Origin of the sequence: Pantoea coffeiphila (genome assembly GCF_016909495.1) — a bacterium.
Taxonomy (GTDB): domain Bacteria; phylum Pseudomonadota; class Gammaproteobacteria; order Enterobacterales; family Enterobacteriaceae; genus Erwinia; species Erwinia coffeiphila.
The window spans coordinates 289,860-304,371 of sequence record NZ_JAFBFW010000003.1 but is presented as its reverse complement, the minus strand read 5'-3'; the positions used below and the strand labels follow the sequence as shown (position 1 = coordinate 304,371).

12 protein-coding genes and 3 tRNA genes are annotated in these 14,512 nt (G+C 55.3%); 8 read left to right on the top strand and 7 right to left on the bottom strand.

Annotation, left to right across the window (positions count from 1 at the left end; translation table 11 throughout):
• Positions 1–193: 193 nt before the first annotated feature.
• From JOE09_RS11125 to JOE09_RS11115, 3 genes are all read right to left on the bottom strand, one after another.
• Positions 194–269 (bottom strand) — tRNA-Gly (locus JOE09_RS11125).
• Positions 270–494: 225 nt separating this feature from the next.
• Positions 495–1,499: an alpha/beta fold hydrolase gene (locus tag JOE09_RS11120; RefSeq protein WP_205065822.1), complete on the bottom strand. Its 1,005-nt coding sequence runs from the start codon at positions 1,497–1,499 to the stop codon at positions 495–497.
• A gap of 169 nt (positions 1,500–1,668) precedes the next feature.
• A tRNA-Gly gene (locus JOE09_RS11115) sits at positions 1,669–1,744 on the bottom strand.
• 293 nt (positions 1,745–2,037) lie between these two features.
• On the opposite strand from JOE09_RS11115, the gene JOE09_RS11110 reads away from it, so the two are divergent.
• The gene (locus tag JOE09_RS11110; protein ID WP_205065821.1) at positions 2,038–2,979 is read left to right on the top strand and encodes a siderophore ABC transporter substrate-binding protein; all 942 of its coding nucleotides are present in this window, start codon (positions 2,038–2,040) and stop codon (positions 2,977–2,979) included.
• A gap of 179 nt (positions 2,980–3,158) precedes the next feature.
• On the opposite strand, the gene JOE09_RS11105 is transcribed toward JOE09_RS11110, so the two are convergent.
• Positions 3,159–3,234, bottom strand: a tRNA-Gly gene (locus JOE09_RS11105).
• Between the two features lie 213 nt (positions 3,235–3,447).
• Complete coding sequence (gene orn / locus JOE09_RS11100) at positions 3,448–3,993, bottom strand: oligoribonuclease (protein WP_105592095.1); 546 nt, start codon at positions 3,991–3,993, stop codon at positions 3,448–3,450.
• A 102-nt stretch (positions 3,994–4,095) separates the two neighbouring features.
• Between orn and rsgA the strand changes: the two genes are divergently transcribed.
• From rsgA to mscM, 3 genes are all read left to right on the top strand, one after another.
• Positions 4,096–5,157 carry a small ribosomal subunit biogenesis GTPase RsgA gene (rsgA, locus tag JOE09_RS11095; protein ID WP_105592096.1) on the top strand — a complete coding sequence of 354 codons (1,062 nt, stop codon included), beginning with the start codon at positions 4,096–4,098 and terminating at the stop codon, positions 5,155–5,157.
• Between the two features lie 160 nt (positions 5,158–5,317).
• Positions 5,318–6,217 carry an archaetidylserine decarboxylase gene (asd, locus tag JOE09_RS11090; RefSeq protein ID WP_105592097.1) on the top strand — a complete coding sequence of 300 codons (900 nt, stop codon included), beginning with the start codon at positions 5,318–5,320 and terminating at the stop codon, positions 6,215–6,217.
• Between the two features lie 9 nt (positions 6,218–6,226).
• Positions 6,227–9,562: a miniconductance mechanosensitive channel MscM gene (gene mscM / locus JOE09_RS11085; protein WP_105592098.1), complete on the top strand. Its 3,336-nt coding sequence runs from the start codon at positions 6,227–6,229 to the stop codon at positions 9,560–9,562.
• A 137-nt stretch (positions 9,563–9,699) separates the two neighbouring features.
• Here mscM and epmA read toward each other — a convergent pair whose 3' ends face one another.
• Positions 9,700–10,677: an elongation factor P--(R)-beta-lysine ligase gene (epmA, locus tag JOE09_RS11080; RefSeq protein WP_105592099.1), complete on the bottom strand. Its 978-nt coding sequence runs from the start codon at positions 10,675–10,677 to the stop codon at positions 9,700–9,702.
• Positions 10,678–10,944: 267 nt separating this feature from the next.
• Here epmA and frdA point away from each other — a divergent pair, with 267 nt between their 5' ends.
• From frdA to frdD, 4 genes are read left to right on the top strand one after another with little or no spacing between them, the layout of a single operon-like run.
• Positions 10,945–12,714, top strand: coding sequence for a fumarate reductase (quinol) flavoprotein subunit (gene frdA / locus JOE09_RS11075; protein ID WP_234471860.1), 1,770 nt, complete (start codon positions 10,945–10,947; stop codon positions 12,712–12,714).
• Positions 12,707–13,441 carry a succinate dehydrogenase/fumarate reductase iron-sulfur subunit gene (locus JOE09_RS11070; RefSeq protein WP_205065820.1) on the top strand — a complete coding sequence of 245 codons (735 nt, stop codon included), beginning with the start codon at positions 12,707–12,709 and terminating at the stop codon, positions 13,439–13,441. Before frdA ends, JOE09_RS11070 begins: the two co-directional genes overlap by 8 nt.
• A gap of 11 nt (positions 13,442–13,452) precedes the next feature.
• A complete protein-coding gene (frdC, locus tag JOE09_RS11065; RefSeq protein WP_205065819.1) occupies positions 13,453–13,848 on the top strand; it encodes a fumarate reductase subunit FrdC in 396 nt (131 codons plus the stop codon).
• A 9-nt stretch (positions 13,849–13,857) separates the two neighbouring features.
• Positions 13,858–14,214, top strand: coding sequence for a fumarate reductase subunit FrdD (gene frdD / locus JOE09_RS11060; protein ID WP_205065818.1), 357 nt, complete (start codon positions 13,858–13,860; stop codon positions 14,212–14,214).
• Positions 14,215–14,333: 119 nt separating this feature from the next.
• Here the strand turns inward: frdD and JOE09_RS11055 are convergent, their stop codons facing one another.
• Positions 14,334–14,465: an entericidin A/B family lipoprotein gene (locus tag JOE09_RS11055; RefSeq protein ID WP_105592104.1), complete on the bottom strand. Its 132-nt coding sequence runs from the start codon at positions 14,463–14,465 to the stop codon at positions 14,334–14,336.
• Between the last annotated feature and the right edge of the window lie 47 nt (positions 14,466–14,512).

Sequence of the window (14,512 nt, the reverse complement as noted above, 5' to 3'; positions counted from 1 at the left end):
TATTCACAAATAGATAAAAAACAATGACTTGCGAAAAAGGCATAGGAATTTGCCGATCGGGCAATTGCAGGCAGCAGAAAACTATCCTGTGGATAACTCTGTTCAAAACAATTTTCGTTTAGCAATAAAAAACAAACATCCTTCAGCAAAAGGCTGTGAATAATTTGATGATTATGATGAGATGAAAAATTATTGGAGCGGGAAACGAGACTCGAACTCGCGACCCCGACCTTGGCAAGGTCGTGCTCTACCAACTGAGCTATTCCCGCTTAGGAGTGGTGCTGCTTTACTGAACTAGAAAGTTGTAACTTACTGATTTTCCTAGCTTTCCCCCTCGATTCCCGAGGAGAGGTCGCTATTATGGACCTGTTTGGTAGCGCTGGCAAGAGCCGCGTCAAAAAAAATTCACATGGTTCTCATTTTTTCGCTCAGCAAGGCGTTATCCCCCTGAAAACCCCCGCCTTATCAGCAACCCCTCTCCTTCCCGAGTGGGTTTAATCCGTCGTTTTCGGCAGGTTTTTCCCAAGAAACGCGATAACAAGATCGGCGATTTGATGATGAATCTCCTCTCTGCTTCGGTTTCCGCCATCCTTACAGAGAATGTCCTGCCCTTCACCCGCCAGGATTGCTATCGCGCCCGGTTTACAGCGCTGGAGAAAGCTGAAATGCATAGCATCGGAGATTTCAACATAATCAGAACCTGCCTTTGGCAGAAACGCATGCAGGTAGCCGGACTCAAGCGCAACGGGCATATCACCGACATCCGTACCCGCACCAATAATGAGTGAAGGAATCGCTATTTCCCCCAGGCTCTGTGACGTGAATCCACGAATCAGCCCACCATCCAGGGAGATAAACGCTTTAATACGCCGATCCTGCATGCTTTTTTCCAGCCCCGGATTACCAAGATCCAGCGTTGAAGCCAGGCCGCAGGCATTCAGAATGGGATACATCCGGCATGCTTCTTTAAATAAGGCGGTATCAAAACGCCCACCCGCCAGAGCAACAACGGTCCATCCCCCAAGAGAATGGCCCAGAGCCGCAATCCTTTCCTCGTCGATCTCTCCTGCCAGCGAGGAATTCGCGCCTAGCACATCAATAACCCGGCTGAGATCGTGCGGACGCAGTGCTAACTGCGCAGCCTGATGAGGATCGCGATTAAATGCACTGGTGCCGGGATGATTAGGTGCAGCCACAACGTATCCCCGATCGGCCAAATCAGCGGCCAGCCAGCTCAGATTTCGCCACGTGCCGCCGTAGCCATGAGAAATGACGATTAACGGGTGCTTACCACTTTCAGGCGCGCCGTTCCGCACGGCGTTAAAACCATAGAATATCCGGCTATCGGCTATCATTTCCGCGTGGGTTTGTTTTTTCGCAGGATACCAGATGGCAAACTTCAGGGGGCGCGGACCGTCTTTATCCAGATCGATCTCTTTAAAACCCACCACCGATGCGGCATAAGCCAGAGAGGAGAACAATAAGCACAAGAGCGTCACTAACGCCCATCGAACGCTAAAGCCGTAAAAGGAACCGCTCTGACAGAACATAATTATCCTTAAATAAATTAAGTTAATTTTTCTTGCAACGCTGGTGCTAATTTTTGGGCAGAACAGGGAAAATTAAAGTAAACCGACTGGAATTTAGAAAGGCGATAGGAAGAAAACTTGGAGCGGGAAACGAGACTCGAACTCGCGACCCCGACCTTGGCAAGGTCGTGCTCTACCAACTGAGCTATTCCCGCTTAGGAGTGGTGCTGCTATCAAACAGTAGGTAATTGTTTGATATTTAAATCTTTTACTTCATTCCCGAATCAGGAATGGGCGCCATTATGGACCAGATGATGCAGCCTGACAAGCCCCCTTTCTCGCTTTTTCATCTTAATCAGACCGACTGCTATAAATTTCTCCAAAAAGCATGTTTAACAAGCAGAATTCAGCACGTTAGAGCGAATAACAGCCCTATGTACATAGGAAACGTTTGCAGTATCATTAATTGAGAACGATTACCATTTACACTTACAAAGGATGTTGTTTTATGCCCCTACCTCGTTTCACTCGCAATATTCTGGCGACCAGCCTGCTACTCGCCGCCAGTGGCACATTCGCTGCCGACACTGTTTCCACCAGCATCCCCGTTACCGATAGCATCAATACTCAGACGCTGAATAAGAATCCGCAGAATGTCGTGGTTTACGATCTGGCCATGCTGGATATTCTTGATGTGCTGGGAGTAAAGGTTTCCGGCCTGCCGTTACCTAAGGAAAAAGGCAGTTATCCGGCCTATCTCAGCAAGTACGAGTCAGACAGCTATTACAACGTTGGCAATCCGTTTAAGCCCGATTTCGAGGTGCTAAAACAGCATAAGCCCGACCTGATTATCGGCGGCAGCCGCGCATTTGAGTCAACCGATAAATTACGCGCTGTCGCACCCACGCTGGATCTGACCGTGGATAATGCTCATCTGCTGAGCAGTCTTGAAGATCGCACACGTACCTTAGGCAAGCTGTTTGATAAACAGCCGCAGGCAGAGCAGGCACTGGCCTCATTTAACAAGGATATTCAAAAAACGCGCCCGCTGGCGGAAAAAGCCGGCACCGCGATGACCGTCCTGGTGACGGGCGATAAGCTGATGGCCTATGGCTATGGCGACCACTACGGCTTTATCTTCGATCTGCTGGGCTTTAAAGAAGCGACCCAGGTCGAGGGCAAAGGCCGTTTCGGTGAAATCGTTGATGCTGCCCGCATCAAAAAAGCAGACCCGGAGTGGATCTTCGTGATCGACCGCAACAGCGCCATCGGTCAGGGACCGGCGAATGCGGAAAAACTGTTGGGCGATCCGCAGGTGCGTGCAACCAGAGCGGCAAAAGACGGCCATATTGTTTATCTGGACGCCAAAGCAATCTATTCAGCAGGCGGGTTAACCGCCTATGACCAGCAGGTTAAGCGCATTTATGGCGTACTGAGCAACAGCCAGTAATACCTCAGGGGCGGTGGAGACATCGCCCTGATTTTTCTCCGGTCTTTGCAAGAAATACGACGGTTTTTAAATTCGCTGGCGCAGAAATCTGTCGGATATAACGGAGAATTTCAGGCATAAAAAAAGACCCGTTAGGGTCTTTTTTTACTATTCCACCGCTTGCACGGCAGAACAAAATTTGGAGCGGGAAACGAGACTCGAACTCGCGACCCCGACCTTGGCAAGGTCGTGCTCTACCAACTGAGCTATTCCCGCTTAGTCGTAGCGATGTAATTTCTTCACCGGTACGGGGAGCGCATTATACGGAGATTTCCCCCCTGCGCAATCCCATCATCGTAAAAATACGGATTTTTATTTCCGACTGCTGACAAAGCCAGCAAAAAGGTGAATTTATCAGCAAAAAAGGTGAAGAATGTGGCTGGCAGCCGTTAAAAAGAATGTTCAACGCCCCGCCCGCCACCGTTATTATCACAGCTGGATAAAGTGCTCGCGATAGTAGGACAGCTCGGCTACGGATTCACGGATATCATCCATCGCCTGATGCGAACCCTGCTTTTTAAAGCCCGGCAGGATTTCAGGCTTCCAGCGACGCGCCAGCTCTTTCAGTGTGCTGACGTCCAGGTAGCGATAGTGGAAGTAGGCTTCCAGTTCAGGCATGTACTTAAACAGGAAGCGGCGATCCTGACCGATACTGTTGCCGCAAATTGGCGAGCTGTTCGCAGGCACCCACTCCTTGAGGAATTCGATGGTGGCCAGTTCGGCCGCACGATCGTCATGCTGGCTGGCCTTCACGCGTTCAACCAGTCCGCTGTTGGTGTGCGTACGCACGTTCCAGTCATCCATCAGCGCCAGCTGGGCGTCGGACTGATGTACGGCAAATACCGGCCCTTCAGCGAGAATATTCAGATTGGCATCGGTAACCAGCGTCGCGATCTCGATAATACGATCCCGTTCCGGGTCCAGGCCTGTCATTTCAAGATCAATCCAAATCAGGTTATTAGCATTCGCGGTCATAGTGCATCTCACTGTGGTCAAAGCGGCATTGTCGTTAATTAGCGTGTATGATAGACGTTTTGCCCCTCAAGGGCGAAACATGCCTGATTTGTGTGAGGAACAGTGAGTAAAAACAAACTATCCAAAGGTCAACAACGTCGCGTAAGTGCTAACCACGATCGCCGCCTGAAGCAGCGTGCCGATAAGCCCGAACCGGATGACAGCCTGTTCGGCGAGGCGCGTGATGGCGTCGCGATCAGCCGGTTTGGTATGCACGTAGACGTAGAAGATGCGGATGGTTCAGTTCACCGCTGCAACATTCGCCGCACCATCCGTTCTCTGGTTACCGGCGATCGCGTGCTTTGGCGCCCGGGTGCTGAAGGTGGCGCAACGGTCAAAGGCATTGTTGAAGCCGTACACGAGCGGACGTCGGTCCTCACCCGCCCGGATTTCTACGATGGCGTCAAACCGATCGCCGCCAATATCAATCAGATCGTTATCGTCTCCGCGATTCTGCCCGAGCTGTCGCTGAATATCATCGATCGCTATCTGGTCGCCAGCGAAACGCTGGACGTTGAACCACTGCTGGTGCTGAACAAAACCGATTTGCTGGATGAAGAAGGCCGTAAATTTGTCGATGAGCAGATGGATATCTATCGCCATATTGGCTACCGGGTGCTGATGGTTTCCAGCCATGAAAAACAGGGCCTTGCCGAGCTGGAAGAAGCGCTGACCGGGCGCGTCAGCATCTTTGCCGGCCAGTCCGGCGTCGGCAAATCGAGCCTGCTTAACGCCCTCCTCGGCCTGGACCTCAGCAGCAATGAGATCCTCACCAACGACGTTTCCGACGTCTCCGGCCTTGGCCAGCACACCACCACTGCGGCTCGTCTTTATCACTTCCCACACGGCGGCGACGTGATTGACTCCCCCGGCGTTCGTGAATTCGGTTTATGGCATCTGGAACCGGAACAAATTACCCAGGGATTTGTCGAATTCCGTAAGTATCTGGGCGGCTGTAAATTCCGCGACTGCAAGCATGATACCGATCCGGGATGTGCCATCCGTGAAGCAGTAGATAACGGCGAGATCGACGAGTCGCGCTTCGTTAACTATCACCACATTCTGGAAAGCATGTCGGAAGTTCAGGCGAAAACCCGTCGAAGCTTCAACGCTGACAAAGATTGACCGTCTTTCCTTTAAGATGCTGATGGATGCAGACCGCCAGAATACGCTGCGCCATATTGCTGACTGAACGCGCCCGGACAGGCATTAGCCTTAACCGACGGGCGCTGTTACAATCCGCCCCCATTAATTTTTCGCTGTCTGATTAAGCCAGGAGGCTCACGTGTTGGATCGTATTAAACTCGGCCTGAATAATTTATTGCCTAAAAAGGCCCTGACTGAACTTGCCGGCTGGGGTGCCAGCAAACGCGGCGGATGGCTGACCAAAGCGGTCATCGACGTCTTTGTCTGGTTCTACAAAGTCGATATGAAAGAGGCGCAGAAGCCGGATACCGCCAGCTATCGTACCTTTAACGACTTTTTTGTCCGCCCGCTACGCGATGACGCACGGCCGCTGATTGCCGATCCAAACCTGCTGGTGCTGCCTGCTGATGGCGCAATCAGCCAGCTGGGCCACATTGACGGTGACCAAATCTTCCAGGCCAAAGGCCACACCTACTCGCTGGAAGGCCTGCTGGCAGGCAATGAAAAGATGACGGAGATGTTCCGCAACGGTGAGTTTGTAACGACCTACCTTGCGCCGCGCGACTATCACCGCGTGCATATGCCGTGTAACGGTATCCTGCGTGAAATGATCTACGTTCCCGGCGACCTCTACTCGGTGAATCCGCTCACCGCACAGAACATCCCGAATCTGTTTGCCCGTAATGAGAGAGTCATCTGCCTGTTCGATACTGAATTTGGCCCGATGGCGCAAATTCTGGTCGGTGCCACCATCGTTGGCAGCATCGAAACCGTCTGGGCGGGCACCGTTACGCCACCGCGTGAAGGCGTGATCAAGCGCTGGAGCTTCCCGGGTGCGGATGCCGAGGGTTCCGTTGTACTCCTGAAAGGCCAGGAAATGGGCCGTTTCAAACTGGGCTCTACGGTGATTAACCTGTTTGCCGAAGGTAAAGTAAAACTGGCTGAAAGCCTGGCTGCGGAAAGTAAAGTCCGCCTGGGCGAGACGCTGGCCATCGCACTGCAAAAAGACAGTGCGGAAGACGTTCTCCATCATCCATAGCGGATTGCCATGTCACGCCTGATTCTCTCTCTTTTGTTAGGCTGGAGTCTTCTCCAGCCGCTCTATGCCGCCAGCGCACCGGATGCCGCGCAAATCAAACAGGAACTTGAACAGGCGAAGTCAGACAAAACGACTGCGAATCAGGCGGAAGTTGTCGATGCCCTGCAGTCAACCCTGAACTGGCTGGACGAACAAAAGTCCTCGCTGGATAAAACGCAGGAATATCAGCAGATAATCGATGATTTCCCCAAACTTTCTCGTGATTTACGCCAGCAGATCGCCAGCCTGACCGACAGCAACAAACAGCTGCGCAGCAATATGAGCGCGGCCGATCTCGATCAGGAGATCCTGCAGGTCAGCAGTCAGCTGCTGGAAGAAGGTCGCCTGTCGCAGCAGGAGCAGGATCGCGCCCGTGAAATCAGCGACTCTCTGTCCCAGCTGCCGCTGCAGCAAACCGACGCCCGCCGCAGCCTGAGCGAGGTGGAACGACGCCTGCAGGGTCAGCCGACGGCAACCACGCCGCTGGCGCAGGCACAGCTGTCAGCACGCCAGGCGGAATCGGCGGCACAGAAAGCACGTGTTGATGAACTGGAACTGGCGCAGCTCTCCGCGAACAACCGCCAGGAACTGGCGAGAATGCGGGCGGAAGTCCACCAGCTCAAAGCCAGCCAGCTGGATGCCTATCTGCAGGATCTGCGCAATCAGCTTAACGGCCTGCGCCAGCGCGAAGCCGAAATGGCGCTGGCCCGCACCGAACAGCTGGCAGAAAACAGCGGTGATATGCCCGAGGGCATCGCCGAACAGTTCCGCGTTAACCGCGAGCTGTCCGCAGCACTGAATCAACAGGCGCAGCGGATGGACCTGGTGGCGTCGCAGCAGCGTACCGCCGCCAACCAGACTATTCAGGTCCGTCAGGCACTGAGCACGCTGCGCGAGCAGTCGCAGTGGCTGGGCATGTCCAACGTTCTCGGCGAAGCGCTGCGGGCACAGGTTTCGCGCCTGCCCGATATGCCAAAACCGCAGCAGCTGGACAACGAAATGGCGCAGCTGCGCGTGCAGCGGCTGCACTACGAAGATCTGCTGGAGCGCCAGCAAACGCTGAAGCAGCTGCGTCAGGATGACAACAGTAATCTGACCAGCGAACAGCGCCGTATTCTGGATGCGCAGCTAAAAACCCAGCGCGAGCTGCTGACCTCGCTGCTTTCCGGCTGCGATAACCTGATCCTCGGCGTGACCAAGCTGAAGGTCGGTAACAGCCAGCTGGTCGATGCGCTGAATGAAGTCAAAGAAGCCACCCACCGCTACCTGTTCTGGACCGCCGACGTTAGCCCAATCAGCATCAGCTATCCGCTTGAACTGGCGCGCGATCTGCAACGTCTGCTCTCGCTGGATACCCTGGGGCAGCTGGGCGGCGCGCTGGTCATGATGGTCACCAGCCGCGAAACGGTGATGCCGATTCTTGGTGCTATTCTGCTGGTCGGTTTCAGTATCAGCTCGCGCCGTCACTTCCGTAACTTCCTTGAGCGCGCCTCCAGCAAAGTTGGCAAAGTCACCCTCGACCACTTCAGCCTGACGCTGCGCACCGTGTTCTGGTCCATTCTGGTGGCCCTGCCGCTGCCGGTACTGTGGGCTGCACTGGGTTATGGCCTACAGCACGCCTGGCCGTATCCTATCGCGGTCGCCGTGGGTGATGGCGTTACCGCCAGCGTGCCGCTGCTGTGGGCGTTTATGATCAGCGCGACCTTTGCCCGCCCGCAGGGACTGTTTATCATCCACTTCCGCTGGCCGCAAACCCGCGTGGCGCGCGCGATGCGCTTCTATACGCTCTGTATTGGCCTGGTTGTGCCGCTGATGATGGTGCTGATCGCCTTCGATAACCTTGAAGACCGCGAGTTCTCCGCTACGCTGGGCCGCCTGTGCTTTATTCTGATTTGCGGTGCACTGAGCCTGGTCACCGTCAGCCTCAAACGCGCCGGGATACCGCTGCACCTGGATAAAGAGGGTAACGGCGAGAATTTCATTAATAACATCCTGTGGAATGCAATGATTGCCATGCCGCTGATTGCCGCACTGGCGTCCTGCATTGGTTATCTGGCAACGGCTCAGGCGCTGCTGGCAAGGCTGGAAACATCGGTGGCAATCTGGTTCCTGCTGCTGGTGATCTACCATATCATTCGCCGCTGGATGCTGATTCAACGACGCCGTATCGCCTTCGATCGTGCCCGCCACCGCCGCGCCGAGATCCTTGCCCAGCGCGCGCGTGGTGAAGAAGAAACAGCCGCGCAGCAGACCGCCGCCGACAGTATCGACGTCGAAGAGCCGGTCATCGATCTTGATGCTATCAGCGCTCAGTCGCTGCGGCTGGTGCGCTCGATTCTGACGCTGATAGCGCTGGTGTCGGTGATTGTGCTCTGGTCAGAAATTCATTCGGCGTTTGGCTTCCTGGAAAATATCCGCCTGTGGGACGTCAATACCACGATTCAGGGCGTGGAAAGCCTGCAGCCGATAACGCTCGGTTCGGTTCTCATTGCCGTGCTGGTGCTGATTATTACCACCCAGCTGGTGCGCAATATGCCCGCTCTGCTGGAGCTGGCGCTGTTGCAGCACCTGGATCTCACACCGGGTACCGGCTACGCCATTACTACCGTTACCAAGTATCTACTGATCCTGATCGGTGGGCTGACCGGATTCTCGATGATCGGCGTGGACTGGTCGAAACTCCAGTGGCTGGTCGCAGCGCTGGGTGTGGGACTGGGCTTTGGTTTGCAGGAGATTTTCGCCAACTTTATCTCCGGCCTGATCATCCTGTTTGAGAAACCGATTCGTATCGGCGATACCGTTACCATTCGCGATCTCACCGGCAGCATCACGCGTATTAATACCCGTGCAACCACCATTACCGACTGGGATCGCAAAGAGATCATTGTGCCGAACAAGGCGTTTATCACCGAGCAGTTTGTGAACTGGTCGCTCTCCGACTCGGTGACGCGCGTGGTGCTGACTATCCCGGCGTCGGCGGAAGCCAATAGCGAAGAGGTCACCAACGTGCTGCTACAGGCGGCTCATCGCTGTAGCTACGTGCTGGAAACACCACAGCCGGAAGCCTTCCTGGTTGATTTGCAGCAGGGGATTCAGCTGTTTGAGCTGCGTATTCACGCCGCAGAAATGGGGCACCGTATGCCGTTGCGCCATGAGCTGCATCAGCTGATCCTGCGCGGCTATCAGGAACACGGTCTGGAGATGCCGTTCCCGCCGTTCCAGGTGCGAATGGAAACCATCGGACGTAAAACGCCGGCCAGCAACGGGGCGCCGGTGGCGAGAACCTATAAATCGGGTGGTTTATAACCGGCAACCGCCTCAGCCGTCAGCCGTCAGCCGTCAGCAGGCCGCGAATTTAGCTGCAGTTCAGGTTTTCAGATAACGATATCGAATGCGACAGATCCCGGGACGGGATCTGTCGCTGAGAAGGGTTTGCTACTTTATCAGCAGCGATCCACCGTGAAGGCAATCACATCGCTCAGCTGTTCGGCTTTTAATGCCAGCATGATAATACGGTCAACGCCCAGCGCCACGCCGGAGCACTCCGGCAGGCCGTGCGCCAGCGCATCCAGCAGGTTGTTATCGATCGGCTGTTCCGGCAAGCCCGCTGCCGCACGCTTTTTATTATCCTGCATAAAACGCTGACGCTGTTCGCGGCTGTCGGTCAGCTCGCGGAAACCGTTCGCCAGCTCAATTCCCTTAAAGTAAACCTCGAAGCGTTCCGCCACGCGGTGATCTTCCGTGCTGATCTCCGCCAGCGAAGCCTGAGTGGCCGGGAAGTGATACACGAAGGCCGGGCGGTCTTTACCAATCTCCGGCTCTACGCCAAGCATAAACAGCAGCTGCAGCAGCGTATCGCGATCTTCTTCGCGGTTTGCCAGATCGCCCGCCCCAAGTTTTTCAGCCACTTCACGCAGCTGGACCTTATCGGCAGAAAGCGGATCGATCTCCAGATGGCGGATAAACGCCTGCTGATAGGAAAGCGTTTCCGCCGGTGCGCATTCCAGCACCTGCTGGAGCAGATCGTCCACCTCATTCATCAGGCGGTACATATCATAATGCGGGCGATACCACTCCAGCATGGTGAATTCGGGGTTATGGTGGCGCCCCATCTCCTCATTGCGGAAGCTGCGGCACAGCTGATAAATAGGCCCACTGCCGGCGGCCAGCAGCCGCTTCATATGATATTCCGGGCTGGTCATCAGATAGAGATCGATGCCTGCCGATGCGCCCGGTCCCACAAAACGGGTCTGGAACGGGAACAGGTGGACGTCGGTGACCGTGGCCTGGCTCATCGCCGGAGTTTCCACTTCCAGTACGCCACGATCGGCAAAGAAACGCCGGATTTCAGCCATGATCGCCGCTCGTTTTAATAAATTAGCGATGGATGCACTCGGCTGCCAGCTGGCCGTTTCGCTCATCTTTTCTACTCCAAAATCAGTCAGGGCAAGAAGTCTACCTGTACGTGGCGTTGCACACAATTCTACGTGAAATAAAACCGTTTTTACGGCAAATAACCCTTTGTACGCTTTTTCTACACTACCCGCCCAAATACCCGAACACATCAAGTTAGCGCATTTTTAGCCAAAGTATACTGGGCACAGACTGGCGAATGAACTTCGCCAACACTATGAAAATACTATAAAAAGTTAAGCAGGGAGGAACATGTGCAAATCCTGACTGTCGACATGGTCATTGTCGGTGCGGGGGGTGCCGGACTGCGCGCCGCCATTGCTGCCGCAGAAGCTAACCCGAGGCTGAAGATAGCGTTGATCTCTAAGGTCTATCCGATGCGAAGCCACACCGTTGCCGCCGAAGGGGGGGCTGCCGCCGTCACCACTTCACAGGACAGCTTTGACTCTCACTTTCACGATACGGTTGCTGGCGGCGACTGGCTCTGTGAGCAGCCGGTCGTAGATTACTTTGTGGAGCACTGTCCGCAGGAGATGGCCCAGCTTGAGCGTTGGGGATGTCCGTGGAGCCGTCAGCCGGATGGCTCCATTAGCGTACGCCGGTTTGGCGGCATGAAGAACGAGCGCACCTGGTTTGCCGCCGACAAAACCGGCTTCCATATGCTGCATACCCTGTTCCAGACGTCGCTGCAGTATCCGCAAATTCAGCGGCTGGATGAGTATTTTGTCCTCGACCTGCTGGTCGACGACGGCGTTGCCAGCGGCCTGGTCGCGCTGAGTATGATGGAAGGCACGCTGGTTGAGGTGCGCGCGCGCTCGGTCATCCTCGCTACTGGCGGCGCGGGGCGTGTTTATCGCTACAACACTAACGGCGGTATCGTTACCGGTGACGGCATGGCGATGGCCTTCCGCCACGGCGTGCCGCTGCGCGATATGGAGTTTGTGCAGTATCACCCAACCGGCCTCCCCGGCTCCGGTATCCTGATGACCGAAGGCTGCCGCGGCGAAGGCGGTATTCTGGTGAATAAAGACGGCTATCGCTATCTGCAGGATTACGGCATGGGTCCTGAAACCCCCATCGGTCAGCCGAAAAACAAGTATATGGAATTGGGACCGCGGGATAAGGTTTCTCAGGCGTTCTGGCATGAGTGGCGCAAAGGCAACACCATCGCCACCGCGCGCGGCGACGTGGTGCATCTGGATTTACGCCATCTCGGCGCGAAAAAGCTGCATGAGCGGCTGCCGTTTATCTGTGAACTCAGTAAAGCTTATGTCGGCGTCGATCCGGTCAGTGCGCCGATTCCGGTGCGCCCCACCGCTCACTACACGATGGGCGGCATCGAAACGAATGCACAGTGCGAAACCCGAATCCAGGGGCTTTTCGCCATCGGTGAATGCTCTTCCGTCGGCCTGCACGGTGCTAACCGGTTGGGTTCAAACTCGCTGGCAGAACTGGTGGTGTTTGGCCGCCTGGCGGGTGAGCAAGCTGCACAGCGCTGCGCTCAGCCGCATTCAATCTCCGATAACGCCATCAGCGCCCAGAGCAGCGACATCGAACGCCGTTTGCACGCGCTAACCCATCAGTCCGGCGGTGAAAACCTGTCGGCGCTGCGTGATGAAATGGGCATGGCGATGGAAGAGGGCTGCGGTATCTATCGCACCCCGGAACTGATGCAAAAGACGATTGATAAGCTTGCCGAGCTTAAACAGCGGGTCGAAAACGTGGCGATTACCGACAGTTCCAGCGTATTCAATACGCAGCTGCTGTACACCATTGAGCTGAAGCACGGTCTGGACGTTGCGGAATGCATGGCCCACTCGGCATTTGAACGCAAAGAGTCTCGCGGTGCGCACCAGCGGCTGGATGAAGGCTGCACCACGCGCAATGATGATAAATATCTGCAGCACAGCCTGACCTTCTTTAATCCACAGGCTGCACCCACCGTCGCCTGGGACCCGGTCACCATTACCCATCTGCCACCGGCACAGCGCGTGTACGGTGCCGCATCGGAGGATAACAGCCAGAAGGAGCCCGTAAATGAGTGATAACGCCCTGCGTAAAATCGATATTCTTCGCTACAACCCGGAAAGCGATCGGCTGCCGCGCCATGAAATATTCAACGTGCCCTGGGATGAGCAAACGTCGCTGCTGGATGCGCTGGGCTATATCAAGGATAACCTCGCCTTCGATCTGTCCTACCGCTGGTCCTGCCGAATGGCCATCTGCGGTTCCTGCGGAATGATGGTCAACGGCGTGCCGAAGCTCGCCTGTAAAATTTTCCTGCGCGACTATCCGCAGGGAATGAAAGTTGAGCCGCTGGCTAATTTCCCCATCGAGCGCGACCTGATTGTGGATATGACCCATTTCATCGAAAGCCTGGAAGCCATCAAGCCGTGGATTATCGGCAACGCTGGCGATGCCACTCAGGGCCCGGGGCGCCAGACGCCTGCGCAGATGGCGAAGTACCATCAGTTTTCCGGCTGTATTAACTGCGGTTTATGTTACGCCGCCTGCCCACAGTTCGGGCTTAACCCGGAATTTATCGGCCCTGCGGCTATCACCCTCGCCCATCGTTACAACCTGGACAGCCGGGATCGCGGCAAAGCACTGCGCATGCCGCAGCTAAATGGAGAAAACGGCGTCTGGAGCTGTACCTTCGTCGGCTACTGCTCCGAAGTTTGTCCAAAACACGTCGATCCGGCGGCAGCGATTCAGCAGGGGAAAATAGAGAGCAGTCGGGACTTCATGATCGCCACGCTGAAACCTCATTAAGGGAGACCGATATGACGACAAAACGCAATCCTTACTGCCGCCCGGTGGAGTCCGGCTGGTGGCGCTCACTGCCCTTCTACCGCTTCTATATGCTGCGGGAAAGCACGGCGATCCCGTCGCTTTGGTTTAGCCTGGAGTTAATCTTCGGTCTGTTTGCCCTCAAGCACGGTGCGGAAAGCTGGGCGGACTATGTGGCGTTTTTACAGCATCCCGTCACGCTGTTGCTTAACGTGCTGGCGCTGATCGCCGCACTGCTGCACAGCAAAACCTGGTTCGATCTGGCACCTAAGGCGTCGATCATTATCGTTAAAGGGGAAAAGCTGCCGCCGGAGCCGCTGATTAAAGGGTTATGGATCATCATGGTCGTCCTCAGTCTTGCGGTACTGGCCGCTGCGCTGTGGGCGTAAGGAGCATAAATGAAAGCATTACCGCAACGTTCTGACGAACCGATCTTCTGGGGGCTGTTTGGCGCAGGAGGTATGTGGACGGCGATGTTCAGCCCGGTGCTGATCCTGCTGATCGGCCTGCTGCTGCCTGTAGGCTGGTCGCCGGAAGAAGCATTCAGCTACACGCGAATTATGGCCTTCGCGGCCTCTTTCCCCGGTCGCGTGATCCTGCTGCTGGCCATCGTCCTGCCGCTGTGGTGCAGCATGCATCGACTCCATCACGGGCTGCATGACCTGAAACTGCATATCCCCGGCAGTAAATGGCTGTGCTACGGGCTGGCAGCGATATTGAGCGTAGTGGCATTAATTGGCGTGATTACGCTGTAGTGCCAGCCGCTGAGGCTGAGGCTGAGGCTGAGGCTGAGGCTAAGAGAGAATATCGACCTGCGGAGGCAGGTTTTGAAAGGATTGTCAGGCCAGCGCCCTGCACCGGCCTGACAAACTGATTACTGAGTACTTTTTTGAATTGCCTTACCGCCCGCCTCAACGTCTTCGCCCACGCCACGCGTGGTGTTACAGGCTGTCAAAACGGAAGAGAGAACCAGAACGGAAAGAATGGCTAAAATACTTTTCTTCATGGCAATTTCCTTTTAATCATTAATAAAGAACAGCGCTTTAAGCATAG

Excerpts from the sequence above, each read along its gene's own strand:
- JOE09_RS11110 (WP_205065821.1), top strand. The coding sequence starts at position 2,038 with ATGCCCCTACCTCGTTTCACTCGCAATATTCTGGCGACCAGCCTGCTA.
- orn (WP_105592095.1), bottom strand. The coding sequence starts at position 3,993 with ATGACCGCGAATGCTAATAACCTGATTTGGATTGATCTTGAAATGACA.
- mscM (WP_105592098.1), top strand. The coding sequence starts at position 6,227 with ATGTCACGCCTGATTCTCTCTCTTTTGTTAGGCTGGAGTCTTCTCCAG.
- epmA (WP_105592099.1), bottom strand. The coding sequence starts at position 10,677 with ATGAGCGAAACGGCCAGCTGGCAGCCGAGTGCATCCATCGCTAATTTA.
- frdA (WP_234471860.1), top strand. The coding sequence starts at position 10,945 with ATGGTCATTGTCGGTGCGGGGGGTGCCGGACTGCGCGCCGCCATTGCT.
- JOE09_RS11070 (WP_205065820.1), top strand. The coding sequence starts at position 12,707 with ATGAGTGATAACGCCCTGCGTAAAATCGATATTCTTCGCTACAACCCG.
- frdC (WP_205065819.1), top strand. The coding sequence starts at position 13,453 with ATGACGACAAAACGCAATCCTTACTGCCGCCCGGTGGAGTCCGGCTGG.
- frdD (WP_205065818.1), top strand. The coding sequence starts at position 13,858 with ATGAAAGCATTACCGCAACGTTCTGACGAACCGATCTTCTGGGGGCTG.
- JOE09_RS11055 (WP_105592104.1), bottom strand. The coding sequence starts at position 14,465 with ATGAAGAAAAGTATTTTAGCCATTCTTTCCGTTCTGGTTCTCTCTTCC.